We start from the raw sequence: 24,611 nt of genomic DNA on the forward strand, positions 1-24,611 counted from the left end.
TGATGTTTTCTTCACGAGACGGTCGACCTGGGCGCGAGCCCCGGTCGGCCGTTCCCGTTTCCGTATCCGGCGCCTTCGGAGCGTTGGGACGCACCGCGGACACATTGCGCGAGGTCGGACTGTCTGCGGCGGATGCCGCTCGGCGGTGGCAGGACCCGCGCGCCAAATTCGAGCGCAAACGTGCCCGTGCACGTCGACGCGCTCAGCGTTGGGGTTTCATGTCCGGCGGATCAGTGGTCGGCACGGCCGGCCTTGCTGTTGCGTCGGCCCCCGAGTGGTCGGTGGTCGTGGCAGGCGGGGGAGCGGCACTGTTCGCGGTTCCCGCCGTCATCGCGGTCGGCCGCTACCGTTCGATGAGTTCCGGCCCACCGCCGTCGGCGCCGATTCGCCGGCGCTTGCCACCGTCGTCGTCTCGCGCGTTCATCCCGATGTCTCGCCTCATCGGCGCCGAGACTTCGTTGTTCGAGATCTTGAGTGTGCTCAGGCGCGCCGACACCATCGACCCCGGTGAGTTGGACGAAATCACTGTTACCGCCGATTCGGCATTGAGAGCGATGTTCGCGGTGTCTTCGGATGTCGTCGCAATGGAACGCGCCGTGGCCGCTACACCCAAGGTGACCGACCCTCTTGATCCCACCATCGACGGCGCAGTTCGTGAGTTGCAGTCGGGGTTGGATCAGTACGAGGATCTGGTGACCTCCGCAGCTGCATTGACAGCGCCTCACAGCCCTTCGGCGCTGGTGGGATTCAACCGAGAACTCTCGGCGCTGCACGCGGCCGCCGAGCGACTCTCGGCGCTTGCCGACGCCATCGGTGAGGTGGACGACATCACCCGCAAGTACAACTGATCGGTCCTCGCGCCTGATCGATGCACCCTGTTCGAAATCTCAGTCGTCGGCGCCGCGGGCCGCCAATGCTTCACCCATTGCGTCCGCGGTCATCAGAGTGCCGACGATGACCGGCACTGCGAAGGAACGCAGCGAGAAGCCGAGCCCTCGTGCCTTGCGTGCTTCGGACACCTGTGTGATGACCTCGAACATCAGCGGAATGCACCGGATCGTCATTGCCAGGAGCAAGGCGATCCGTTCGGGATTGACGCCGAAGCGTCGCAAGGGTGTCAGGAATCTGGTGATCGCGTCGAGCATCTCGGAGATCCGCGTGGTCAGACCCATGATCGCCGCGAAGGCGATCGAGATGATCAGGACGCCGCACACGACGGTCGCTCGCTGCCACCCCGCGACCACCAGCTGGAACGCGCCGATGAACAGCAACATCCACAGTGCGGGTCGCAGCTGCCGGATCGCCGTCATCGGCGGGATGCGCGCAATGACGTACAGGGCGATGACGACGATCGCGGGAGCTGCCAGCTGCCACGGCTCACGTACGAAGATCGAGACGGCCAGGATCGCCACGATCAATGCGAGGAGCTTGATCCCCGTCGGCATCCGGTGCAGGAGCGATGTGCCCGGCCGGTAGACGCCGAGAGTGGTCACGAGACCAACGACCGGTAATGGCCGATCGAGTCGGCGGGGGAGCCGTCGGCGACGACACGGCCTTGGTCGACAACCAACACCCGTTCGAATGATTCGAGGAGGTCGAGTTGGTGGGTCACGACGATCAGTTGTTGATCGAGTGACTCGAACACCGAGCTGATGAGTCGCGAGTTGCGAAGATCGAGGAGCGTGGTGGGCTCGTCGGCGACGAGTACGTTCGGCTCGGTCACCATGATGGCCGCGAGCGCGAGTAGCTGCTTCTGCCCACCGGAAAGCTGGTGGGTGGGATGGTCGGCGTGCCCGGCGAGGCCGTAGCGTTCGAGCACCGAGGCCACCTTTGCGGCGCGCTCGGCTTTGCCCAATCCGCTACGGCGGAGCGAGAATTCGATGTCCTCGGCAACCGTCGGCATCACGATCTGGTGGTTGGGATCGGTGAAGACGAATCCGACCTGCTTGCGTACGTCGCGGCCCTTCTTCGCCGTGTCCAAGCCGTTGACGTGGACGTGTCCTTCCGTCGGAACGACCAGTCCGTTGATCATGCGAGCGAGGGTCGACTTGCCGCTTCCGTTCGCACCCACGATCCCGATTCGCTGCTCGCTCAGTCGCAGATCTATCTGCTGAAGGACCGTTCGTTCACCGAAGCTGTGTCCGACGTTCTCGAAGACGATCTCACTCATCGGAGATTAATTCGCCACCACGGTCTTGTTCGACGAGATCACCGAGTCGCGCAGTAGTGCCGGGTATGCCCGGTGAACCTGGGACGCGACCAACGCGGTGACGACCGCTTTTGCGGCGTCGAGCGGGATGAAGGCGGCGTTGGCCGACCATGCGGCAACGAAGCTCATGTGTCCGCGGACCATCATTCCTACGATGCCGAACGCGTAGAGAACGACGACGCCGCCGAGAAGGTTGATGCCGATGCCCGCGATGATCCGGTACTTGGGCAGCATCTTGGCGGTCAGCCATCCGATGACAAAGGCCGTCGGGATCCAACCGATGAGGAATCCGGCTGTCGGGCTCGAGAGAGACACGAGTGCGGTGCGACCGCCGGCAAGGACCGGTAGACCGACCAATCCCAGAGCAATGACCGTCAGGACGGCGAGAACACCCTTGCGCGGTCCGAGTAGAGCGCCGGCCATCATGACGCCCATGGACTGAAGGGTGATCGGCACGCCGGAAATGCCGATGTTGATCGACCCGGGTAGGCCCAGCGCGATGATGAGTGCGGCGAAGACGGCTACATGCGCGAGATCGCGAGCGGGGAAACGGGTCGTAGACACTGCGGACGTGCTCCTTCGGCATACGGGATCGAACTTCGCGAGTTTACGCCAGGAGCAAGCGCCCATGGGTTGGACACCTGACCTGCGTGAGGGCCGGTCTCGGGGTGAACCCTGATCTTTATCTGAACTTGCCGCTGAGCTGCTGCTTTGTCACGCCAGACCTGTCAGGCTGGTTCTACGGACGACGCAGTACCTGTCCGATTCGACTGATTATTCAACGGCACGTTGGAGGTAAGCATGTTTTGGAAGATCGTTTTGGCCGTCGTACTGGTGTGGGTCGCACTCGCGGTGGTCGGTGCCCTGATCAAGGGGCTTTTCTGGGTTCTGGTGGTCGGCGCTGTCGGCTTCGGAATCTACTTCCTGGTGAAGGCGATGTCGGGAAGTGACGACAATTCGCCCGCTTCGCGGTTCTGACGGGCAAGATCTGCCCTATGGAAAACTTCCCCGAGGACTGGCAGCGCGCGATTGTCATCGTGGCGCATCCCGATGACATCGAATACGGCGCAGCCGCAGCAGTGGCGCAGTGGACCGATCGCGGCAAAGACGTGCGATATGTCCTGGCCACGCGCGGCGAGGCCGGAATCGCCGGTCTGTCGCCCGAAGAGTCCGGCCCGATCCGCGAGGAAGAAGAGCGTCGCTCGGCCGCGATCGTCGGTGTCGGTGAGGTGGAGTTCCTCGGCCTGCCCGACGGTCGTCTCGTGGAAGGCTTGGAGTTGCGCTCGACTCTCGCCGCAGCAATTCGCCGCCACCGTCCGGAATTGGTGGTGACGATGAACTTCTCCCACACCTGGGGCCCCGGCTATCTGAACAGCGCAGATCACCGTGCACTCGGGATCAGCGTTCTCGACGCAACTGCCGACGCAGCAAACGAATGGATCTTTCCCTCGTTGACGGCGCAGGGACTGGCGCCGTGGCCCGGTGTTCGGTGGGTTGCGGTCAATACGATGACTCCCACACACTGCGTCGACGTGACGTCGACGGTCGATCGCGCCGTGGATTCGCTAGCGGAACATGCGCGATATCTGGCGGCGCTGAGTTCCACGCCGATCCGGGAACAGGCGCGCGCACAGATCGACATGGTCAGCGGACCGAAGCCTGGTTTCGACGCCGAGCGAGCAGTTGGTTTCGAGTTGTACTATTTCTGATGATCTCTGAGCGAGAGAAATCGCAAGTCCCGACGGGATTACCGGTGACTTGTCCGGTATTGTGTTACACACGATGGTAATCCGTAACGCAGATGACTCAATTGCCCCTCGCAAGGCAGATGGTCAGCGCATCCCCAGCCGCGAGATCGACGACGTGATTCTCGACGCAGCAAGGTCGTGTGTCCTCGATTTCGGAATGCAGCGAACCACACTTGCCGAGATCTCGCGTCGGGCCGGCGTGAGCCGACCGACGGTCTACCGGCGATGGCCGGACACGCGAGCTGTCGTCGCGGACCTGCTCACCCGGGAGATCCGATCGGTGCTGCCCGAGGTGACCTTCAACGGGTCTGCCGGCACGTTGCTCGTGGAGGCGATCGGTGACGTCGTCGGCCAGATTCGCGACCATCCGCTCTTCGTGAAAATTCGGCAAGCCGATCAAGAATTGCTGACGACCTACATCGTGGACCGGCTCGGCGCGAGCCAGAAGTCGATTCTCGAGCTGATCACATCCGTTGTCGCGGCCGGCCAACAGGATGGTTCGATTCGCGAGGGAAGCGTCAACGAGATCGCGGCGATGGTTCTACTGATGGCTCAGTCCGTCGTCATTTCTGCCCCTACTCTCGAGCCGGAGCTTTCCTCCGATGCGTCGGTCGAGCAACTTCGATATGCGGTCGCTGCTTATCTGGCACCCGTCAAGAATTCGGGAGAATAGCTGTGAGCCCCCTAGATTCAGCAGGCAGCGATTCAGCGCTCAACGCACAACGGCGTACTCGTGAACTCGAGCAGTTGGCGAACGGCGATTCGATCGACGTCCTGGTGATCGGCGGCGGAATCACCGGTGTCGGTGTCGCTCTCGACGCCGTGACTCGTGGGCTCAGTGTTGCGCTGGTCGAAAAGCACGACCTCGCGTTCGGCACCAGCCGCTGGAGTTCGAAACTCGCACACGGCGGCCTTCGGTACCTGGCTTCCGGCAATGTCGGTATAGCGCGTGAAAGTGCGGTCGAGCGCGGCATTCTCATGACGCGCACCGCGCCTCACCTCGTTCGCGCCATGCCTCAACTCGTACCGCTGTTGCCCGAAACGTCGTTCTTCGGGAAGGCCCTGGTGCGTACCGGTTTCCTGGCCGGTGACGCTCTGCGCATGTCGGCGCGAACCCCGGCTTCGGTGCTGCCCAGATCACGGACGGTCAGCGCTGCGCGGGCGCGCGAATTGGCTCCCGCGGTCAAGCAGGAGAACCTACGAGGCGCCTTGACCGCGTTCGACGGGCAGCTCATCGACGACGCCCGCCTCGTCGTCGGTATCGCCAGAACCGCAGCGTCGCACGGCGCGCGAATCCTGACCCGCGTCGGTGCATACGACGTATCCGGAACGTCGGCCACCTTGCGTGACGAGTTGACCGGATCCGAGTTCTTGATGCGTGCCCGCGTCGTGATCAATGCGACCGGTGTCTGGGCTGATCAGGTCGACTCCAGCATCACCCTGCGCCCAAGCCGCGGGACGCACCTGGTGCTCGATGCAGCGCGATTGGGGAACCCCACGGCAGCGCTGACCGTGCCGATTCCCGGCGAGACCAACCGTTTCGTCTTCGCCCTGCCCGCGCAGCTCGGCCGGATCTACCTCGGGTTGACCGACGAAGCAGCGCCGGGGCCGGTGCCAGACGTGCCGTCGGCGTCCGAGGACGAGATCGACTTCCTGCTCGACACCGTGAACACGGCGTTGGAAGTTCCGCTGACCCGTGGGGACGTCTTGGGGACCTTCGCGGGTCTGCGTCCGCTGCTGGACACCGGTGAAGGCTCGACGGCCGACCTCTCGCGCAATCACGCTGTAGTCCGTTCGGACTCGGGCTTGGTCACGGTGGTAGGCGGAAAACTCACGACGTACCGCAAGATGGCCGAAGACGCCGTCGACGCTGCGGTCGAGGTCGGGTCGCTGAGCGCCGGGGCATGTCGGACACGCGCGTTGCCGCTGGTAGGCGCTGCATCACCGGCGGAATTGAAGAAGATCAAGGCACCCGAGTCATTGGTGGCGCGATACGGCACCGAGGCCGAGGTCGTTGCCGCGGCGAGCGGCGATCGTCTCCGGTCGGTTGCGGACTTGGAGATCTGCGGTGCCGAGTTCGATTTCGCGGTGTCGCATGAAGGCGCCCTCGACGTCGACGACGTCCTCGATCGCAGGACGAGAATCGGATTGGTGGCTTCGGATCGCGAACGCGCACTGGGTGCGGCGGAACAGGCCTTTCACTCGGTGTGACACTCTGATCCGGTGCGTGTAGCCGTTGTTGCCGGGCCGGACCCGGGTCATGCTTTTCCCGCAATAGCGTTGTCGCTGGCGTTGATCCAGGCCGGCGACGAACCGATCCTGTACACGGGGACCCGGTGGGTCGAGGCAGCGCGAGCAGCCGGCGTGGAAGCCGAGCCGCTCAAGGGCTTGGCCCCGCGGCCGGGAGACGACGATCTTGATGCAGGCGCTCGGATTCATTCGCGCGCCGCCTATATTTCCACCGAACTGCTTCCCGACCTGAAGTCCGTCTCCCCGGATCTCGTCGTTTCCGACATCCTCACTGCCGGAGGCGGATTGGCCGCCGAAAGACTTGGCATCCCCTGGGTGGAACTCTCGCCTCACCCGCTGTACTCACCTTCACGGGGGTTGCCGCCGATCGGCAGTGGGCTCGCGCCCGGCGTCGGAATTCGTGGTCGACTCCGCGATACCCTGATGCGCGCAGCGACGGGACGTTCGATCAAGCAAGGGTTGGCCCAGCGATCCCAGGCCCGTGTCGGTGTCGGACTGCCCGCTCTGGATCCCGGTCCGCAAGCGCGGCTGATCGCAACACTTCCGGCACTCGAAGTGCCTCGCCCCGACTGGCCGGAGCGCGCTCACGTCGTCGGACCGCTTCTCTGGGAGCCGACCGAGGTGATTCTGGATCCACCGCCAGGTGACGAACCGCTGGTTATGGTGGCGCCCTCCACGGCGCACACCGGCGCAGTGGGAATGTTCGAGGGCACCGTCGAAGGACTCGACGGCGCCGGTGTCAGGCTGATCGCGTCGATGCTCGACGGGGCTGAAGGTCAGCATCCTGATTGGGTTCGTGCAGGTCTCGGACGCCAGGACGCGATGCTGCGTGACGCGTCGGTATTGGTATGCGGCGGCGGGCACGGCATGTTGGCGAAGGCCCTGCTGGCCGGCGTGCCGACGGTCGTCGTTCCCGGGGGCGGGACCAGTGGGAGTTGGCCAATCGCGCTGCGCGGGCAGGGACGTCGGTGATCGTGCGGCCCGCAGATGCTCAGTCGATTCGCGATGCCGTACTGCAGGTGCTCTCTGACAAACGATTCGCGGAAGCTGCGAGAGCGGCTGCCGCGACTGCGTCGCAGGTCACCGATCCGGTGGCGGTGTGCCGACAGGTGGTCAACGGAGGTGTGACGGCGTGAGCACGTTGCGCCTGAATGCAGGTGCACCGCTCTGTGGACTACGGTGGCGGCTGTGCGGTTGACCGAATTTCATGAAATGGTGCGCGAAGAGTTCGGGCAGGTACGAGGCGACTCGATGCTGATCGACCATGTACTCCAGAGTCTCGACGGAATGACTGCCGCGGAGGCCGTCGAAGCAGGCTGGGAGCCTCGCGAAGTGTGGCGTGCGCTCTGTGTGGAGTTCGACGTACCACCCGCCCGCCGCTGATTCTTCGGCGTGTCGAACGTCTCCCATCTTCTGTTCGAACACGTGTTCGTCTATGCTGAACCTGTTCGGTGGTGACGCTTCTTTGGTAACTGCGAACTTTCGATGTTCTACAAACGCGGTGACCTACAAACGCGGTGATCGACAAGCGCTAAAGCAAGATCGAAAAGTCTGTCGGTGGCCGGATCTACTCTGATCGCAACACACCAACAGGGTCGGCTCAGGCAGGCGCTGAAGAGACGGAGTCTGCTCAGGCAGGCACTGAAGACTGAAACAAGGATGGGGATCACGATGGCACCACAGGCACCTGATCGGGACAAGGCACTCGACCTCGCGTTGGCGCAGATCGACAAGAACTTCGGCAAGGGTTCGGTGATGCGCCTGGGTGAGGGTGTCCGCCAGCCCATCGCCGTCATTCCCACCGGTTCCATCGCGCTCGACGTCGCGCTGGGTATCGGCGGACTGCCGCGTGGCCGCGTCATCGAGATCTACGGCCCGGAGTCCTCGGGTAAGACCACCGTGGCACTGCACGCAGTTGCCAATGCTCAGGCCAACGGCGGCATCGCGGCGTTCATCGACGCGGAGCACGCACTCGATCCCGACTATGCAGCCAAGCTGGGCGTCGATACCGATGCACTCCTGGTCTCGCAGCCGGACACGGGTGAGCAGGCCCTCGAAATCACCGACATGCTGATCCGTTCAGGCGCCCTCGACATCGTCGTGATCGACTCCGTGGCCGCTCTTGTTCCTCGCGCCGAGATCGAAGGCGAGATGGGTGACAGCCACGTCGGTTTGCAGGCTCGACTGATGAGCCAGGCGCTGCGCAAGATCACCGGTGCCATGAACAACTCGGGCACCACCGTCATCTTCATCAACCAGCTTCGCGAGAAGATCGGTGTGATGTTCGGTTCTCCCGAAACCACCACCGGTGGTAAGGCACTGAAGTTCTACGCTTCGGTCCGCCTCGACATCCGTCGTATCGAAACTCTCAAGGACGGTACCGACGCAGTGGGTAACCGCACTCGCGTCAAGGTCGTCAAGAACAAGGTCGCGCCGCCGTTCAAGCAGGCCGAGTTCGACATTCTCTACGGCCAGGGCATCAGCAAGGAAGGCTCGCTCATCGACATGGGTGTCGAGCACGGGTTCATCCGCAAGTCCGGCTCCTGGTACACCTACGAAGGTGACCAGTTGGGTCAGGGCAAGGAAAATGCTCGTAAGTTCTTGCTGGAGAACACCGATATCCGTGACGAGATCGAGAAGAAGATCAAGGAAAAGCTCGGTATCGGTGCTGACGTCACTGCAACCGACGAAGCTCCCGCCGACTTCTGAGTTCAGTCATGAGCTTCGACGACGGTGACAACGGCGAGAATGCTCGTGAAGAGTACGGCGCTCCTCGGCGTCGATCCCGTCAACGATCCGAGAAGCCGTCGCAACGCGCAGAAGGTGGGACGGAGGCGCAGGCCAAAGATGCTTGCCTACGCCTCCTGACCGACCGGGCGCGCAGTCGTTCCGAGCTGGAAACAAAGCTGAGCGGGCGCGGCTTCGAGCCCGAGATCATTGCCAAGGTCCTCGATCGACTCCAAGAAATCGGGTTGATCGACGACGCAGACTTCGCGAACCAGTGGGTTCATTCGCGGCATACGTACTCGGGCAAGGGAAAGCGTGCGCTTGCAGTCGAGTTGCGGCTCAAAGGAATCGACCAGGACACCGCTTCCGAAGCGTTGTCACAGATCGATCCGGAAGATGAACGCGAGCGAGCAGCGGAGCTGGTTCGGCGGAAGCTGAAGAACAAGCCCGTCGATGATCGCGACAAGGCCACGCGTCGACTGGTCTCGATGCTGGCACGCAAGGGATATTCAGCGGGGATGTCCTACGAGGTGGTCAAAGCCGAGATGGCGGCGGTCACCGACTCGTAGCGAAGTGCAGCATTCAGAACAAAAGGGCGGGGGTACCACCGAAATTCGGTGGTACCCCCGCCCTGTTGTGTATTCGCGCTAACGCGGCTGGATTCGACTCACGGCTCCATCTGATTCACGGCTTGGTCAGGTCCATACCCGGAACCGAAACAGCTGGGTCGGCGGACGGAGCCGCGATGGGCCCTTGCCCTTTCGCTTCCCGGACCGCAGGCGCTTCTCCACCTTGGTTGCCAGGAAGGTCAGAGCCGAGTTGAGAGCGATCATGATCGCGGCGACCACGATGAGCGCCGGCAGGAAGTTTCCGTAGAAGGTGCCGAGCTGTTGGGCCTGACGCACCAGCTCGACATATCCGATCAGGTAACCGAGGGCGGAGTCCTTCAACGCCACGACCATCTGTGAAATCAGGGCCGGGAGCATGGCGGTAACCGCCTGGGGGAGCAGGATCGTCACCATGATCTGCGTCTTGCGCATACCAAGTGCCTTGGCGGCCTCACTTTGCCCTCGTGGGAGTGAGTTAATTCCGGCACGGACGATCTCGGCGATCACAGAACCGTTGTACAGAGTCAGACCCACGACGACTGCCGCGAGTGCGAGGTACTTGGACTTGAAGACCTCGTATTCGGCGAACACCTGATACGAGAAGATCATCAGAATCAGAACCGGTACTGCTCGGAACAATTCGACGATGACGCCGCAAATCTTCCGAATGATGTTGTGCTCGGAGAGTCGGCCGATACCCAGTGCAGAACCGAGGATGAGCGCGAAGACGATGGACATCGCAGCCGCGATCAGCGTTCCCCGGATGCCGGGTATCAGATACGTTGTCCACGACGTGGATTCGAGGAACGGATCCCACTTCGCTGCTGTCAGCTGGCCCTTTTCGTCGAGTGCGCGGTAGATGACGTAACCGATTGCGACCATGAGTGCAGCGACGACAAGGGACGCGAATCGGTAGAGATTTCGCGCTCTCGGACCTGGCGCGTCGTAGAGGACTGTTGCGCGGTTGCTCATCGTGAAACCTCGAATCGCTTGCTCAGCTTGCCGAAGATCAAGCCCATGGGAAGTGTCAGGATCACGAAACCGACAGCGAAGATTCCACCGACGACAAAGATCGCCGCTTCGTTTTCGATCATCTTCTTCATCAGCGCTGACGCTTCGGATACGCCGATCACCGCGGCGATGGTCGAGTTCTTGGTCAGTGCGATCAGCACGCTACCCAGCGGTGCTGTGACCGCGCGAAATGCCTGAGGCAGGACGATCAGCCGAAGATTTTGTGCAAACGACAGACCGAGTGATCGGCCCGCTTCGGCCTGGCCGACCGGAACGGTATTGATTCCCGATCGAAGTGACTCACACACGAACGCGGCGGTGTAGACACTGAGGCCGAGGACGGCGAGTCGGAAGTTGTTGTCCACCAGAAAAGTCGGCGAATCCGACTTGGCGAGGTTGACTCCGAGCGTCTGCGAAAGACCGAACAGACAGAACAACAGAATCAGTGTGAGGGGGGTATTGCGGAACACGGTCACGTACGCGGCGCCCAGGAATCGGGCGACCGGGACCGGTGACACGCGCATCGCCGCGATCAGCACACCGATGATGACAGCGCCGATCGCGGAGAAAAATGTCAGCTGGATCGTGGTCCAGAAGGCTTCCAGAAGCTGGTCGCCGTACTTGCTCAGAAGGTTCACTTGCCGTCTCCCCAGATCACGGGATCTCCGTTGGTGGCGTCACGCGCTGCGGCTCCCGAAGTGGGAGCCGCAGCGAGATTGACGGTGAAAAAAGCAGGTCAGTAACGATCAACGGTGGGCGGCGCCGGGATGGGGTAGCCCGAAGCGCCAACGGTGTTGTTGAAGGCTTCTTCCCATGCGCCGGTGGAGATCATCTTCTCGATGGCGTCGTTGATCTTGCCGCGGGTCTCGGAATCGTCCTTGGCCAGGCCGACGCCGTAGTTTTCCGTTGTGAACGGTTCTCCGACGACCTTCAACTGGCCGGGGTACTGTGCGGCAAAACCAGCGAGGATGATGTCATCGGTGGTGACTGCGTCGACAGCGCCGTTGCGCAGTGCTTCGACACAAGCAGAGTAGGTGTCGAACTCCTGAAGTTGGACGTCAGGTACGGAGTCCTTGACCTTCTGAGCCGGAGTGGAGCCAGTCACCGAGCAGAGCTTCTTGCCGCCGCTGAGAGAATCGCGACCGGTGATGTCGGTGTTGTCGGAGCGAACGAGCAGCGATTGGCCGGCGATGAAGTACGGACCGGCAAAGCCGACCTTTTCCTTGCGTGCGTCGGTGATCGAGTAGGTGGCCACAATGTAGTCGACCTCGCCGTTCTGGATCAGGGTCTCGCGTTGGGCTGACGGTGATTCCTTGAAGGTGATTCCTTCGGGCTTCACGCCGAGTTCGTTCGCGATGTACCGGGCTACCTCGACGTCGAAGCCGGAGAACGTCCCGTCCGGATTGCGCTGACCGAGGCCGGGCTGATCGAACTTGATACCGACGGTGAGCGTTCCGTCGGCAGCACTCTGCGATGCGCTCTTTTCTTCTCCTCCACCACAAGCCGTGGCAGCGAACGCGATAGCCATGATTCCGATTCCGAAACGGACGGAGCGATTGATCTTCATGAAGATCCTCTCAGTTGTCGACATGCAAACGGTGCAGTCGAGATGAACGGTGCAGCCGAGGTGAACGGTGCAGTCGAGCAAGTTGTCTTGTGGACGAGGACAGGACTGTCGGAGGGGACTGTGATCAGTGAGTGAGGATCTTGCCGAGGAAGTCCTTGGCCCGATCCGACTTGGGATGGGTGAAGAACTCTTCGGGCGTGGTGTCTTCGACGACCTGGCCGTCAGCCATGAACAGCACACGATCGCCGGCTTTGCGGGCGAATCCCATCTCGTGCGTGACCACGAGCATGGTCATGCCTTCCTTGGCGAGGGAAGTCATGACGTCGAGGACCTCGTTGACCATCTCGGGGTCGAGAGCGGAGGTGGGCTCGTCGAACAACATCACCTTCGGCTGCATCGCAAGAGCGCGAGCAATCGCGACACGCTGTTGCTGACCGCCGGAAAGCTGCGCCGGGTACTTGTCGGCCTGATTGGCGATACCGACGCGCTCGAGCAATGCCTGCGCCGTCTTCTTGGCTTCGTCCTTCTTCGCCTTGCGGACCTTCATCGGTGCGAGCATGACGTTCTCGAGAATCGTCTTGTGTGCGAACAGGTTGAAGGACTGAAAGACCATCCCGACGTCGGCACGAAGTGCGGCAAGTGCTTTGCCCTCCTCGGGGAGCGTCTTGCCGTCGACGGCGATGGTGCCCGAGTCGATGGGTTCCAGGCGATTGATGGTGCGGCACAGAGTCGACTTACCGGAGCCCGACGGACCAAGGACGATCACCACTTGGCCCTTGGGTACTTCGAGATTGACCTCTTGCAGGACGTGAAGTTCCCCGAAGTGTTTGTTCACCGAGGTCATCGAAATCATGGATGTGGAATCGCCGGAGGTGGTCGGCGTCGTCGCATCGTCGGCTTGGGTCATAAACGAGAACCTTAGGCGTAGTTTGCGTCGACGCCCGTGATTTCGCCATGGTTCTTGCCATATGTAATGGAAATTTTACTGTGACGACGTTTATGTCGCGTTTCGGCTGTTTATCAGGGCGTTATTACACGTCGTAGTGGACGTGAGCTAGGCTGAAGCGTGTCACTGATCGACGAAATGTCCCCTGCACTTCCGGAGCCGACTGCAGTTCCGGAGCCGACGGCGAAGTCTGTTCGCACCTACGAGGTGCGGACGTACGGCTGTCAGATGAACGTCCACGATTCCGAGCGACTGTCCGGTCTGCTCGAGGACGCCGGGTATTCGAAGGCGGAGACCGGAACCGATCCTGATCTTGTCGTCTTCAACACGTGTGCGGTCCGCGAGAACGCGGACAACAAGTTGTACGGCAACCTCAGCCAGCTCGCCCCGAACAAGGAGGCGAACCCCGACATGCAGATCGCGGTCGGCGGGTGCCTGGCGCAGAAGGATCGTGACACCGTCGTCAAGAAGGCGCCGTTCGTCGATGTCGTCTTCGGCACTCACAACATCGGCTCGCTTCCCGCGCTGCTCGACCGTGCGCGTCACAATCAGCGCGCCGAGGTCGAAATCCTCGACGCACTCGAGGCGTTTCCGTCGACACTGCCAGCCAAGCGCGAATCTGCTTATGCAGGTTGGGTTTCCATCTCGGTGGGCTGCAACAACACGTGCACGTTCTGCATCGTTCCGGCCCTGCGTGGCAAGGAAGTGGATCGACGTCCCGGCGACATCCTGGCCGAGGTGCAGGCACTCGTCGACGAGGGTGTCTCGGAAGTAACCCTGCTCGGACAGAACGTCAATGCCTACGGCGTGTCGTTCGCCGATCCGGAACAACCGCGCGATCGCGGAGCCTTCGCCGCCCTCTTGAAGGCATGTGGACACATCGACGGCCTCGAACGGGTCAGGTTCACATCGCCGCACCCGGCAGAGTTCACCGACGACGTCATCGAAGCGATGGCAACCACTCCCAACGTCTGCCCGCAGCTGCACATGCCGTTGCAGTCCGGTTCGGACAAGGTTCTCAAAGCGATGAAGCGCTCGTACCGCAAGTCGAAGTACCTCGGGATCATCGAGAAGGTGCGCGCCGCAATGCCGCACGCCGCCATCACCACGGACATCATCGTCGGGTTCCCGGGGGAGACGGAGGAGGATTTCGAGGAGACGCTGGACGTCGTGCGTAAGGCGCGATTCTCCAACGCCTACACCTTCCAGTACTCCAAGCGCCCGGGCACGCCGGCGGCGGAGATGGCCGATCAGCTTCCCAAAGAGGTTGTCCAGGAACGCTACATGCGATTGCTCGCCGTTCAGGAAGAAGTGAACATCGAGGAAAATCGCAAGCTCGTCGGCACCGAGGTCGAACTCTTGGTGGCAGCGGGGGAGGGTCGGAAGAACGCGGCGACTCAACGTCTCAGTGGTCGCGCGCGAGACGGCCGCCTGGTGCATTTCCGCCCCGAGGGAAACCTCGACGGCACAATCCGACCCGGTGACGTGGTGACGGTCGTCGTCACCCACGGAGCCCCTCATCACCTCGTGGCAGATGACGGAGTGCTCACGCACCGTCGGACCCGCGCCGGTGATTCGTTCGAAAAGGGCATCACACCCAAGACCCCGCCCATCGGCGTAGGTCTCGGACTACCGAAGATCGGTGCCCCGGCCCCACAACCCGTCCAGATGGGATGCAACGCATGACCTCGCAACACGAGAACACGACACCACAGCCGGGCGACGACGCCTTCGAGGGCTACCGCAAGGATCTCGACGACGCGGAACGCAAGGTCGCGGGAGAAATCGATCCGGGTGTGCGCGCCATGGTTGTCGCGGTTGCGGTGCTCGTGCTGGTCGGCACCCTTGCACTGCCCCATGCGGGAGTTGCGAACGGCTGGGATGTGCTCGCGTACAACCAGGACGCGGAAACCGAACGGATTGCACTGTTCTCACGCTTGTTCGTGTGGTTCGTCGTCATCTTCGGCATCGGATTCTCGATGCTCGCGCTGGTCACGCGGCGTTGGAGTCTGGCCTGGGTCGCACTCGCCGGCAGTGCCGTGGCGAGCGCTCTCGGCATGATGGCCGTCTGGTCGCGTCAGACCATTCCCGCCGGTTTCAATGTGGCAGGACCGTCGATCGGGCTGATCATCGGATGGTTTGCCGTCGTGTTCTTGACGTTCCATTGGCTCAAGGTGGTCTGGACACGAACCAACATTCAGCTCGCCGCCGAGGAGCAACGCCGGATCGCTGCGGCCGAAGCCGAGAAGCATCAGGAATGGAACGTCGGCTGACACAGCAGGCCGTCCATCCAAAGCACAAGACAACGCCGGCTGACTCCTTTCGGAGTCAGCCGGCGTTTTTGTTGTCTTTACAGCTCGTCGTCGATTACTCGTTGACGGCGCTTTCGGCAGCTTCGGCCCACTCACGCCACTGCTTGGCCTGAGCGAGAGCCTTCTCGGCGTCCTTCGTCTTGCCGGCAGCCTGAGCCTTGGCGGCCTGCTCCTCGAACTGGCTCACCCGCTCCTTGAACTGCGCGACCCGGGCAAGTGCTTCCGGATCGGTGCGACGCCACTCGGCGTCGACCGCGTCGCGCACCTTGGTTTCGATGGCCCGGAGCTTCGCTTCGAGTTCCTGCATTCGGTCGCGCGGCACCTTGCCGATCGCGTCCCACTTCTCCTGCAGGTCGCGAAGCGCTGCGCGGGCGTTCTCGAGTCCGTGCGCCGGATCGATGTTCGCATTGGCAGCGAGCAGCTCCTCTTTTGCAACCGCGTTCTGCTCGAATTCGGCATCGCGCTCGGATGCAGCAGCGTTGCGCGCGGCGAAGAACACATCCTGAGCGCCCTTGAAGCGCTTCCACAGGTTGTCGTCGGCCTCGCGCGGTGCGCGGCCGGCAGCCTTCCACTCGCTGAGCAGATCGCGGAATTCCCCGGCGGTCTGTCCCCATTCAGTGGAGGTCGACAGCTTCTCGGCGCGCTCGACCAGTTCTTCCTTCGTCGAACGGGCGCTCGCACGATCCCGGTCGAGTTCGGCGAAGTGGGCTCCACGTCGTCGGTTGAAGGACTCACGAGCCTTCGAGTAACGCTTCCACAGTGCGTCGTCGACCTTGCGGTCGATTCCGCGAATCGTCTTCCACTCGTCGAGAATCTCGCGCAGTCGATCACCCGCGGTCTTCCACTGGGTCGACTCCGAGCCGATCTGCTCGGCCTCGACTGCGAGGGCCTCCTTGCGGGCGGTGCTTGCCGCGCGCGACTGTTCCTTCTCTTCCTTCGCGTGCGCTGCGGCCTCGTCGGAACCGGCAACGATCACGTCGAGTCGGCGAGCCAAAGCGTCGAGGTCACCGATCACTGCAGCGGTCGAGAGGGATTCGGACAGAGCGATGGCGGCAGCCTTGGTCTTCTTGGCGTCTCCGGCGCCCGACGTCAGTCGCGCCTCGAGTAGCGAGACCTCGGTCGCGAGGTCGTCGTAGCGACGACCGAAATGGGCGAGGCCCTCGGTGGCGTCGCCGGCCTGCCACGAACCGATCTGACGTTCACCGTCAGCGGTCTTCACCCAGGCGGTTCCGTCTTCCTCGACGCGTCCGAACTTGCTCGGGTCGCTGGCCGGTGCGGCGGTGACGGCATGCGAGGCTGCTGGTCCGGGGCGAGGTGCTCCGGGGCGGGGCGCACCGGGGCGTGGTCCACCAGGTTTGGGAGCGCCGGGTTTGGGTGCTGCCGGGCTCGGGCTGGCCGAACTGCTGTCGGCGCCGGTGGTGGGTTCACTGTTCTCGGTCATCGGTCCTCGTCTCTGCCGCGCGTCACGGCTGCCTGATCGCATTCCTGGTTCCATTGAACCCGGTACTCACGTTCTCCGACTATTGAATCAGGTAAGAGGGTGTGAGGTCGCCACCTCGGGGTCGACTAGCGTGGCAACTGTGTTGACTTCCGCTGTTCTCGTCCCCTCGGCGCCGTTACTCGTGCCGGAATTGTCCGGTGATTCGGCCGAGTCCGCTCAGGTGCGCGCTACAGCGATAGCCGCCGTGCGCCGGCTCGCTCACGAGGCGGTGCACTGGGTGGGCGTCGGCGTCGACTCCGAGAATGCAGAACCCGAGAAAGCAGCAGGCGAACTCTGGCGATCGGGCGTCGGACGTGGGCAGATCGGTACGTTCGCTGGATTCGGCGCCGATGTCCGGACGTCACTGGACGCGGATGCGGCAGGCGAACCGATGCCATCTCTCGAACTGTGCGCCCTTGTTGCCGGCTGGCTGCGTGGCCGAACAGACGTGGAGATAACCGTCGACATGCACGTCGTCAGTGCAAAGGCGTCGGCGAATGAATGTCGTGAATTCGGGCAGCAGCTGCGCAAGCAACTCGACAGCGACAACCGACCGCAAGGGCTTCTGATCGTTGCTGACGGTGCGTCCACGCTGACGGCAAAGGCGCCAGGAAGCTTCGACGAGCGCGCCGCGGGTGTGCAGTCGGCCATCGACGACGCCCTGACGGCCGGTGACCCGGAGGCGCTTCTTGCTCTCGATCCCCGGCTCTGCCGCAGTGTCGGAGCCCAGGGGCGCGCGGCGTGGCAGGTCCTGGCCGGTGTCTTTACGGGCTCGTCTCGGTCGGCCCATCCTCGCGCGACGGTCGACTACAGCGATGCGCCGTTCGGCGTCGGTTACCACGTCGGGACGTGGCGGCCGTGAACGTCCCTGAAGAACTTCGCCCGATCGCAGTTGTCGGTCCGACAGCGTCGGGAAAGTCCGATCTCGCGCTGGCACTGGCCGAGGAATTCGGCGGTGAAATCATCAACATCGACGCGATGCAGCTCTATCGCGGCATGGATATCGGGACCGCCAAACTGACACCGGCCGAGCGCCGTGGGATTCCGCATCACCTGCTCGACGTTCTCGATGTGAAGGAGACCGCCACCGTCGCGCGTTATCAAAGCGACGCGATCGCGATCGCCGAGGATCTGATCGCGGCGGGCAAGGTTCCGGTGATCGTCGGCGGATCCATGATGTACGTCCAGTCTTTGCTCGACGAATGGTCCTTTCCGGCAACCGATCCCGAGGTTCGTGCGAAGTGGGAGGCGGTGCTCGCCGAAGGAGGGGTCGGTGCGGTGCATACGGCGCTTGTTGCTGCTGATCCGGTAGCAGCGGCGTCGATACTGCCGACGGACGGTCGGCGGATGGTTCGGGCGCTCGAGGTCGTCGAGCTGACAGGTCTGCCGTTCGCGGCCTCGGCGCCGCAGATCGGTGACCCTCGATGGGGAACCCGCATTCTCGGCGTGGATCGGGATACGGAAGAACTCGACGCCCGGATTCGGTTGCGAACAGAGCTGATGTTTTCAGACGGACTTGTCGACGAAGTTGCCGTGCTCGTCGAGCAAGGATTGCGTGATGGCGTCACCGCGCCGCGAGCCATCGGCTACGCACAGGTGCTCGCACATTTCGACGGTGAATACGATCTGGCCGAAGCACTCGAACGGACGTTCATCGGGACACGGCGCTATGTTCGCCGACAACGATCATGGTTCCGTCGTGACGCACGCGTGCACTGGCTCGACGGTGCCGATCCGGAGCTGCCCAACTCCGCCTTCGCGGCGCTCGCAGATCGCGGTCTGTAACACGATCGAGCGGATCAGCTATCTTGCAGTTAGCTATTTCGCGATCGATCGGTTTCGCGAGCGATGAACTGGAGGTCAACGAGCATGGCGCAGACCGCGGCGCACGCGCATCCGAAACGTCGACGCGCGGGTCGGCTACCGCTGGTTCTTCTGCTCGTCACATTTCTCACGGTCGGCGGGGTGCTGATCTACTTTGCGGTGAGTGCGGCCGGGAAGCCCATCAGCGCACCTGTTCCCGAAGCGCCCTTCGATGTGGGAGCCCCAACCGATCCAGGGGCGACGTGGGCGCCTGCGCCAACGGATCTGCCGCCGAACACGCTCGCGATTCCCGATCTGGATGTGCGAGCCGACATCGTGACCAGTGGGTTCGGCGCCAACCGCGGAATGATCCTTCCGCATCCTGACAAGGTTTCGCATTTCACCAACGGCGTGCAGTTCGGATCTTCGGAGGGTACCAATCTTGTTGCCGGCCACGTCGACGACGGTGACCGCACGCACGGCGCCTTGTGGGCGCTGCACCAGATGAAGCCTGGAACACCGATCTATGTCAGTGACGACACCGGAACGATGTTCACTTATCACGCAGCGAGCCTGAAGTTGTACGAAAAGGTGGCTTTGCCTGCGGAGTTCTTCTCCGAATCCGGTGCGCCCAGGCTTGTCCTGGTGACCTGCGGCGGCGCAACCGTGCCCGACCCCTCGTTGCCGTCTGGATTCACGTACGAACAGAACGTCGTGGTCACCGCGTCACCTGCGTAAGTCGCTCGGTAGGTCCGGATAGGATGGCGACCATGGATTTCAGTAAGGGCCACGGCACGCAGAACGACTTCGTTGTTCTCCCTGACCTCGACGTTCGGATCGATCTCGAGCCGGCGCGAGTTTCAGCGGTGTGTGATCGTCAGCGTGGCCTCGGCGCCGACGGCATCCTTCGTGTCGCCCGGGCAGGCGCACTTGCGGACGCGGGCGTGCTCGGTGCGCTGCCCGACGGCGTCGCTGCCGAAGACTGGTTCATGGACTACCGCAACAGCGACGGCTCCATCGCCGAGATGTGCGGAAACGGCGTTCGCGTATTCGCCCACTATCTCAAGGCCTCGGGCTTGGAGAGCAAGGACGAGTTCGTGGTCGGCAGCCGCGCCGGAGCGCGTCCGGTCGTGGTGCACGGCTACGACGCCACACATGGTGACGTGACTGTGGCGATGGGCCCGATCAAGGACCTCGGCACCAGTTCGGCAACAATCGACGGCCGCGTCTTCGCCGGCGTCGGCATCGACGTCGGTAATCCGCATTTGGCGTGTGTCGACGAGCACGTGACGGCAGAAGTTTTGAGTGCGCTCGATTTGAGTGTTTCTCCGGGCTTCGATCCCGGGTTCTTCCCGCACGGGGTCAACATCGAGATCGTGACGCCGATCCACGACGGTGGGGTCCACATGCGCGTACACGAGCGTGGTGTGGGCGAGACTCGTTCCTGCGGAACCGGAACGGTCGCAGCGGCGGCCGCGGCGCTGAGGTACGACGGCCGCGATGAAGGCTCGGTACTGGTGCGCGTGCTCGGCGGCGAGGTACAGGTCACCGTCGAAGGCGGCAAAGGGTCGTTGCGGGGGCCCTCGGTTCTGGTGGCGAACGGGACGATCAGCGATGCCTGGTGGCAATCGCTCGTGTGATATCGCCCGCGGGAAATACGCCTGCAGGAAATACGGATGCACCGTGGCCAGGTTTCGTGGGACCATGGATCTTGTATGACGAACACACATGAAAACGAAGAGTCCACCGCTCACGAGCAGTCCGAGTACGCGCAAGCCGAATACACGGCAGCGTCCGCATCGGGCAACCCGTCGACCGGTGAGATGCAACTCGCAGATCGCGGCGCCCTGCGCCGCGTGGCCGGTCTGTCGACCGAGCTCGAGGACGTCACCGAAGTCGAGTACCGCCAGCTTCGACTCGAAAGAGTTGTCCTGGTCGGCGTCTGGACGCAGGGAACTGCCGAGCAGGCCGAGGCGAGCATGACCGAGTTGGCCGCACTTGCCGAGACGGCCGGCTCCGAGGTCCTCGAAGGACTGGTTCAGCGTCGCGACAAACCTGACGCTGCCACCTACATCGGTTCGGGCAAGGCGCAGGAACTGCGCGAAGTTGTGCTGGCGACCGGTGCCGACACCGTCGTCTGCGACGGTGAGCTGACGCCGGCGCAGCTCACGGCGCTGGAGAAGATCGTCAAGGTCAAGGTCATCGACCGGACGGCCCTCATTCTCGACATCTTTGCTCAGCACGCCACTTCGCGTGAGGGTAAGGCGCAGGTCGCTTTTGCTCAGATGGAGTACATGCTCCCGCGTCTGCGTGGTTGGGGCGAGTCGATGTCGCGCCAGGCCGGTGGCCGTGCCGGCAGTAACGGCGGTGTGGGTCTGCGTGGTCCCGGTGAAACGAAAATCGAGACGGACCGCCGCCGTATTCGTGAGCGCATGGCAAAACTACGCCGCGAGATCAAGGGCATGAAGGCCGCTCGCGACACCAAGCGCACACGTCGATTGCAGAGCGACATCCCGTCGATCGCCATCGTCGGATACACCAACGCGGGCAAATCGAGTCTGCTCAATTCGCTCACCGGATCGGGTGTGCTCGTGGAGAACGCGTTGTTCGCCACCTTGGACCCGACCACTCGCCGCGCAGCACTCGACGACGGCCGCGAGTACGTTCTCACCGACACGGTCGGCTTCGTGCGACACCTGCCGACTCAGTTGGTCGAGGCATTCCGCTCGACTCTCGAGGAAGTAACCGACGCGGATCTGCTGCTGCACGTCGTCGACGGTTCGGATCCGTTGCCGACAGAACAGATCAAGGCTGTTCGGGAAGTCGTCACCGATGTTCTGCGCGAGACGGATTCGAAGGCTCCGCCGGAGTTGATCGTGGTCAACAAGATCGACGCGGCAGATCCGGTTACGTTGACGCAACTACGTGGTCTGTTGCCTGGTGCCGTGTTCGTCTCGGCGCGGACGGGTGAGGGAATCGCCGAACTAAGAGCACATCTCAGCGAGGTGCTGGTTCGGCCGGAGGTCGAGGTCGACGTGCTGGTGCCGTACACGCGCGGTGACTTGATGGCTCGAATCCACTCGGACGGAACGATTTTGGAATCGACTCACGAAGAGGCGGGAACGCGGGTGCACGCACGCGTGCCACAGATGTTGGCCTCGGCATTGGTCGAGTACGCACCTAGTGCGTAGTTTCGGGGCCGTGGTCGCGGTGATTGCTGCGACTACGGCAACCGCACTGCTTCCCGGAGCGCTCGCACAGGCGTCGTCGTTCGAACCGAGCGAGTTCGCCCCACTCTGTACGCCTACCGATCCTGCGCTCCAGGAGTTGTCGGGGATGGTCGTCGTCGACGATCGGATCTACGCGATGGGCGACGGCGGCAGTGACGACTTCGTATTCGAAATGGACCTGAACTGTGTTGTCCAGAAACAGATTCCGGTCCCGATAGATCCTTACGACGTCGAAGATCTTGCGGTGAGTGGGCGAACGCTCGTTCTGTCGGACACCGGTGACAACCTCCGGACCCGCGAAACAGTGGCGTTCATCACGATGGACCTCGATTCCGGTGACGGTACGTTGCACCGCCTCACGTACCCGGACGGTGCGCACGACACCGAGTCGATACTGCTAGATCCCGACGGCCATGTTTTTGTCGTGACCAAGGAATTGTTCGGCGAAAGCAGTGTCTACACACCGGTCGGGGATCAGAAACTGAGTGACTTGGCGCAGCCCGGCCCGACGCCGCTCGAGCGCGTCGGAGCCGTGTCCCTCGGACCGGAGAAGCCCGTGTCGGTGATGTTCACCGGGGGAGCGGTGTCGTCGGACGGTTCGGCGATCGCACTTCGGAGTTACTCCGACCTGTACCTGTACGAAGTCGTGGACGGCGGAATCGGCGCGACGCTCACCGGTACCGAACCGCTGCGGATCCCGCTCCCGAAGGAGCCTCAGGGTGAGGCGGTGGCATTCAACGATGCGGGCGATGTTCTGATCGGTTCTGAATCTGCCGGCGGAGCGTTGCCGCCGGTGTACGTGATGCGAGCGCTCGTGGACGCGACAGAAGCGACGGCTGACTCGTCTGACGGTTCGGTCGGTGTCGGGGTCGATCCGTGGACATTCGTGTGGGCCGGGTTGGTCGCGGCAGGATGTGCGATCGGGGGCGCGGCGTTCGTGAGATTTCGACGACGCCGCTGATTCCCAAATAATTCCACGAATTCGCAGACCGCCGGTAGATGTGGATACTGGAACGAATGCACGGGCATCAACTCCTGACGCGGCTCTCGCGTATGTCACTCGAGCACGGACACATCACCGCAGTGCTGCTCGTGGGTTCCGTCATCGTCGGCGTCGGCACGTTGCTTCTGCTTAGGTGGTTGCCGCGTAGGGCCGCGTTGGTTGCGCTAGGTCTGTCAGTGCTCGGATCAGCCACCGGTGCGACGTTCGTGTGGCTCAGCTTTCGGCCGCTGCCCGCGCAGCTACCGGCGTCGAATTTTGTCTGGATAGCGCTGGCGATGTTCGGAGTCATAGGCGCCGCACTCGTTCTCCTTCGGCGCCCAGGGCTTGCGCGTGGCCTTTCGGTGACGGCATTCGCCGGGCTGGCCGCGATCGTCGCAGTAGGTCAGGTCAACGCGCAGACCGGCACCTATCCCACACTCGGCTCACTGGTCGGGCACTGGCCGGTGGGCTCGGTCGAGAACGTTGCCTTCGATTCGCTCCCCGGGGCCGAACCTTGGGTACAACGGGGACTGCCCACCGAAACTCATTGGCAGGTTCCGGTGCGGATGCCGAGCAACGGTGTCGTGACGGAAGCGGCGATTCCAGGAAACGTTTCGGGATTCGACGCGAGGCCTGCGACGCTGTATCTCCCGCCGGCCTATCTTGCCGATCCGCGTGCCGAGTTGCCCGTACTGGTGTTGGTGGCGGGCGAGCCCGGCAGCCCCAGCGACTGGCTGGACAGTGGCCGGCTCGCGACCACCGTCGACGCCTATGCGTCGAGGCATTCAGGGCTTGCTCCCGTCGTGGTGGTGCCCGACGCGTTGGGGGACTACGACGCCAACCCCGGCTGCATGGATTCTGCGCTCGGCAACGTCGCGACGTATCTGGACCAGGACGTTCCGAACTGGATCGAATCGAACCTTCAAGTGAATCCGGACGCTGCGCAATGGGCTATCGGTGGGTTCTCCTACGGCGGGACATGCGCGATCGAGATGGCCGTGAACTTCCCGGACCGATACCCGTCGTTCCTGGACTTCTCCGGGCAGGACGAACCGTCGACCGGTGATCACGAGGACACCGTGGCGGCCATGTTCGACGGTGACGAAAGCGCGTTCGACGCGGTCAACGCCCGAGACCTGATGGCGCAGAATCGGTATCCGCAGTTGTCGGGTGTATTTGTCGCGGGTGAGGACGACGACATCTACCGCCCTCAGCAGGAGATCATGTTCGAGGCTGCACGCGCCGCCGACATGAACGTGGACTACTACACCCTTCCCGGCGGGCACTCGGGTGATGTGTGGGGCACTGCTCTGGAACTCGAAATGGACTGGCTGGGCCGGACACTCGCACTGACTCCGTGAGAGTGTCCGGCCCGCTAGACAGCACCGACTGACATCAGGTCAGGCGTCGAGATCAGCGGCTACCAGCTCGGCGACCTTGGCGAGTGCGTCGGCGTCGTCGGACTCGATGGTTACTTCGGTGTCCTTGGCGGCTCCGAGCGTCATGATCATCAGTGCCGAACCTGCATCCACGGGTTCGCCGTCGGCGACTGCGAGGGTGACCGTGGCGCCGGAGGCTCCGACTGCTTCGGCGATGAGAGCGGCGGGGCGGGCGTGGAGGCCGACTGCGGAACCGACGGCAACTGTCTTGCTGGGCATGGGATCTCCTCGTTGTAGAACTGTCGTTGCGGACGTTATGGGGTGTTCGGGCAGATCTGGTGACTCAGGTGGTGACTGCA

25 protein-coding genes and 2 pseudogenes are annotated in these 24,611 nt (G+C 62.9%); 18 read left to right on the top strand and 9 right to left on the bottom strand.

The window, feature by feature from the left end; translation table 11 throughout:
* Positions 1–2 precede the first annotated feature (2 nt).
* Positions 3–848: a hypothetical protein gene (locus EHW12_RS13460; protein ID WP_241199160.1), complete on the top strand. Its 846-nt coding sequence runs from the start codon at positions 3–5 to the stop codon at positions 846–848.
* Positions 849–887: 39 nt separating this feature from the next.
* Here EHW12_RS13460 and EHW12_RS13465 read toward each other — a convergent pair whose 3' ends face one another.
* Genes EHW12_RS13465 through EHW12_RS13475 form a run of 3 tightly spaced genes read right to left on the bottom strand, consistent with a single transcriptional unit; the run spans position 888 to position 2,773 of the window.
* The gene (locus EHW12_RS13465) at positions 888–1,493 is read right to left on the bottom strand and encodes an energy-coupling factor transporter transmembrane protein EcfT (protein WP_125050982.1); all 606 of its coding nucleotides are present in this window, start codon (positions 1,491–1,493) and stop codon (positions 888–890) included.
* A complete protein-coding gene (locus tag EHW12_RS13470) occupies positions 1,490–2,170 on the bottom strand; it encodes an ABC transporter ATP-binding protein (protein WP_054828100.1) in 681 nt (226 codons plus the stop codon). Before EHW12_RS13470 ends, EHW12_RS13465 begins: the two co-directional genes overlap by 4 nt.
* A gap of 6 nt (positions 2,171–2,176) precedes the next feature.
* On the bottom strand, positions 2,177–2,773 hold the full coding sequence (locus tag EHW12_RS13475; RefSeq protein WP_007735162.1) for a biotin transporter BioY: 597 nt from the start codon (positions 2,771–2,773) through the stop codon (positions 2,177–2,179).
* Between the two features lie 237 nt (positions 2,774–3,010).
* On the opposite strand from EHW12_RS13475, the gene EHW12_RS34620 reads away from it, so the two are divergent.
* From EHW12_RS34620 to recX, 8 genes and pseudogenes are all read left to right on the top strand, one after another.
* The gene (locus EHW12_RS34620) at positions 3,011–3,187 is read left to right on the top strand and encodes a hypothetical protein (protein ID WP_003942133.1); all 177 of its coding nucleotides are present in this window, start codon (positions 3,011–3,013) and stop codon (positions 3,185–3,187) included.
* A 17-nt stretch (positions 3,188–3,204) separates the two neighbouring features.
* Positions 3,205–3,918 carry a PIG-L deacetylase family protein gene (locus tag EHW12_RS13480; protein ID WP_042450681.1) on the top strand — a complete coding sequence of 238 codons (714 nt, stop codon included), beginning with the start codon at positions 3,205–3,207 and terminating at the stop codon, positions 3,916–3,918.
* A gap of 73 nt (positions 3,919–3,991) precedes the next feature.
* Positions 3,992–4,630 carry a TetR/AcrR family transcriptional regulator gene (locus EHW12_RS13485; protein WP_003942216.1) on the top strand — a complete coding sequence of 213 codons (639 nt, stop codon included), beginning with the start codon at positions 3,992–3,994 and terminating at the stop codon, positions 4,628–4,630.
* A 2-nt stretch (positions 4,631–4,632) separates the two neighbouring features.
* The gene (locus tag EHW12_RS13490; protein ID WP_125050984.1) at positions 4,633–6,168 is read left to right on the top strand and encodes a glycerol-3-phosphate dehydrogenase/oxidase; all 1,536 of its coding nucleotides are present in this window, start codon (positions 4,633–4,635) and stop codon (positions 6,166–6,168) included.
* Between the two features lie 12 nt (positions 6,169–6,180).
* Positions 6,181–7,343 (top strand): annotated as a pseudogene (locus EHW12_RS13495) (nucleotide disphospho-sugar-binding domain-containing protein).
* A 52-nt stretch (positions 7,344–7,395) separates the two neighbouring features.
* A complete protein-coding gene (locus tag EHW12_RS13500) occupies positions 7,396–7,590 on the top strand; it encodes a DUF3046 domain-containing protein (RefSeq protein WP_003942185.1) in 195 nt (64 codons plus the stop codon).
* A gap of 288 nt (positions 7,591–7,878) precedes the next feature.
* Positions 7,879–8,916, top strand: coding sequence for a recombinase RecA (gene recA / locus EHW12_RS13505; protein WP_007735170.1), 1,038 nt, complete (start codon positions 7,879–7,881; stop codon positions 8,914–8,916).
* A gap of 8 nt (positions 8,917–8,924) precedes the next feature.
* On the top strand, positions 8,925–9,503 hold the full coding sequence (gene recX, locus EHW12_RS13510; protein ID WP_050655795.1) for a recombination regulator RecX: 579 nt from the start codon (positions 8,925–8,927) through the stop codon (positions 9,501–9,503).
* A 115-nt stretch (positions 9,504–9,618) separates the two neighbouring features.
* On the opposite strand, the pseudogene EHW12_RS13515 reads toward recX, so the two are convergent.
* The 4 genes and pseudogenes from EHW12_RS13515 to gluA all read right to left on the bottom strand — a co-directional run bounded on the left by EHW12_RS13515 (position 9,619) and on the right by gluA (position 12,973).
* A pseudogene (locus EHW12_RS13515) lies at positions 9,619–10,514 on the bottom strand (amino acid ABC transporter permease).
* Positions 10,511–11,191 carry an amino acid ABC transporter permease gene (locus EHW12_RS13520; protein ID WP_003942105.1) on the bottom strand — a complete coding sequence of 227 codons (681 nt, stop codon included), beginning with the start codon at positions 11,189–11,191 and terminating at the stop codon, positions 10,511–10,513. Before EHW12_RS13520 ends, EHW12_RS13515 begins: the two are co-directional and overlap by 4 nt.
* A gap of 98 nt (positions 11,192–11,289) precedes the next feature.
* On the bottom strand, positions 11,290–12,120 hold the full coding sequence (locus EHW12_RS13525; protein ID WP_003942146.1) for a glutamate ABC transporter substrate-binding protein: 831 nt from the start codon (positions 12,118–12,120) through the stop codon (positions 11,290–11,292).
* A 124-nt stretch (positions 12,121–12,244) separates the two neighbouring features.
* Positions 12,245–12,973: a glutamate ABC transporter ATP-binding protein GluA gene (gene gluA / locus EHW12_RS13530; protein WP_007735175.1), complete on the bottom strand. Its 729-nt coding sequence runs from the start codon at positions 12,971–12,973 to the stop codon at positions 12,245–12,247.
* A gap of 231 nt (positions 12,974–13,204) precedes the next feature.
* Between gluA and miaB the strand changes: the two genes are divergently transcribed.
* The gene (gene miaB / locus EHW12_RS13535; protein WP_125052596.1) at positions 13,205–14,752 is read left to right on the top strand and encodes a tRNA (N6-isopentenyl adenosine(37)-C2)-methylthiotransferase MiaB; all 1,548 of its coding nucleotides are present in this window, start codon (positions 13,205–13,207) and stop codon (positions 14,750–14,752) included.
* Complete coding sequence (locus tag EHW12_RS13540; protein ID WP_003942155.1) at positions 14,749–15,339, top strand: hypothetical protein; 591 nt, start codon at positions 14,749–14,751, stop codon at positions 15,337–15,339. The genes miaB and EHW12_RS13540 overlap by 4 nt, the downstream gene beginning before the upstream one ends.
* Before the next feature lie 94 nt (positions 15,340–15,433).
* Here EHW12_RS13540 and EHW12_RS13545 read toward each other — a convergent pair whose 3' ends face one another.
* On the bottom strand, positions 15,434–16,819 hold the full coding sequence (locus tag EHW12_RS13545; RefSeq protein WP_003942193.1) for a DUF349 domain-containing protein: 1,386 nt from the start codon (positions 16,817–16,819) through the stop codon (positions 15,434–15,436).
* Between the two features lie 139 nt (positions 16,820–16,958).
* Here EHW12_RS13545 and EHW12_RS13550 point away from each other — a divergent pair, with 139 nt between their 5' ends.
* From EHW12_RS13550 to EHW12_RS13580, 7 genes are all read left to right on the top strand, one after another.
* A complete protein-coding gene (locus tag EHW12_RS13550) occupies positions 16,959–17,720 on the top strand; it encodes a class III extradiol dioxygenase subunit B-like domain-containing protein (protein WP_125050988.1) in 762 nt (253 codons plus the stop codon).
* Positions 17,708–18,643, top strand: a complete 936-nt coding sequence (gene miaA, locus EHW12_RS13555; protein ID WP_007735177.1) for a tRNA (adenosine(37)-N6)-dimethylallyltransferase MiaA — start codon at positions 17,708–17,710, stop codon at positions 18,641–18,643. Before EHW12_RS13550 ends, miaA begins: the two co-directional genes overlap by 13 nt.
* Positions 18,644–18,727: 84 nt before the next feature.
* The gene (locus EHW12_RS13560) at positions 18,728–19,399 is read left to right on the top strand and encodes a class F sortase (protein WP_003942243.1); all 672 of its coding nucleotides are present in this window, start codon (positions 18,728–18,730) and stop codon (positions 19,397–19,399) included.
* Between the two features lie 32 nt (positions 19,400–19,431).
* On the top strand, positions 19,432–20,301 hold the full coding sequence (gene dapF / locus EHW12_RS13565; protein WP_125050991.1) for a diaminopimelate epimerase: 870 nt from the start codon (positions 19,432–19,434) through the stop codon (positions 20,299–20,301).
* Positions 20,302–20,376: 75 nt separating this feature from the next.
* Positions 20,377–21,852 (top strand): GTPase HflX, encoded by a 1,476-nt coding sequence (hflX, locus tag EHW12_RS13570; protein ID WP_003942213.1) that lies wholly within the window; start codon positions 20,377–20,379, stop codon positions 21,850–21,852.
* A 10-nt stretch (positions 21,853–21,862) separates the two neighbouring features.
* Complete coding sequence (locus EHW12_RS13575) at positions 21,863–22,852, top strand: hypothetical protein (RefSeq protein ID WP_232508937.1); 990 nt, start codon at positions 21,863–21,865, stop codon at positions 22,850–22,852.
* A 56-nt stretch (positions 22,853–22,908) separates the two neighbouring features.
* On the top strand, positions 22,909–24,234 hold the full coding sequence (locus tag EHW12_RS13580; RefSeq protein WP_241199161.1) for an alpha/beta hydrolase-fold protein: 1,326 nt from the start codon (positions 22,909–22,911) through the stop codon (positions 24,232–24,234).
* Positions 24,235–24,273: 39 nt separating this feature from the next.
* Here EHW12_RS13580 and EHW12_RS13585 read toward each other — a convergent pair whose 3' ends face one another.
* Positions 24,274–24,531, bottom strand: a complete 258-nt coding sequence (locus EHW12_RS13585) for an HPr family phosphocarrier protein (RefSeq protein ID WP_003942144.1) — start codon at positions 24,529–24,531, stop codon at positions 24,274–24,276.
* Between the last annotated feature and the right edge of the window lie 80 nt (positions 24,532–24,611).

Origin of the sequence: Rhodococcus sp. NJ-530, from assembly GCF_003860625.1 — a bacterium.
GTDB classification, from domain to species: domain Bacteria; phylum Actinomycetota; class Actinomycetes; order Mycobacteriales; family Mycobacteriaceae; genus Rhodococcus_F; species Rhodococcus_F qingshengii.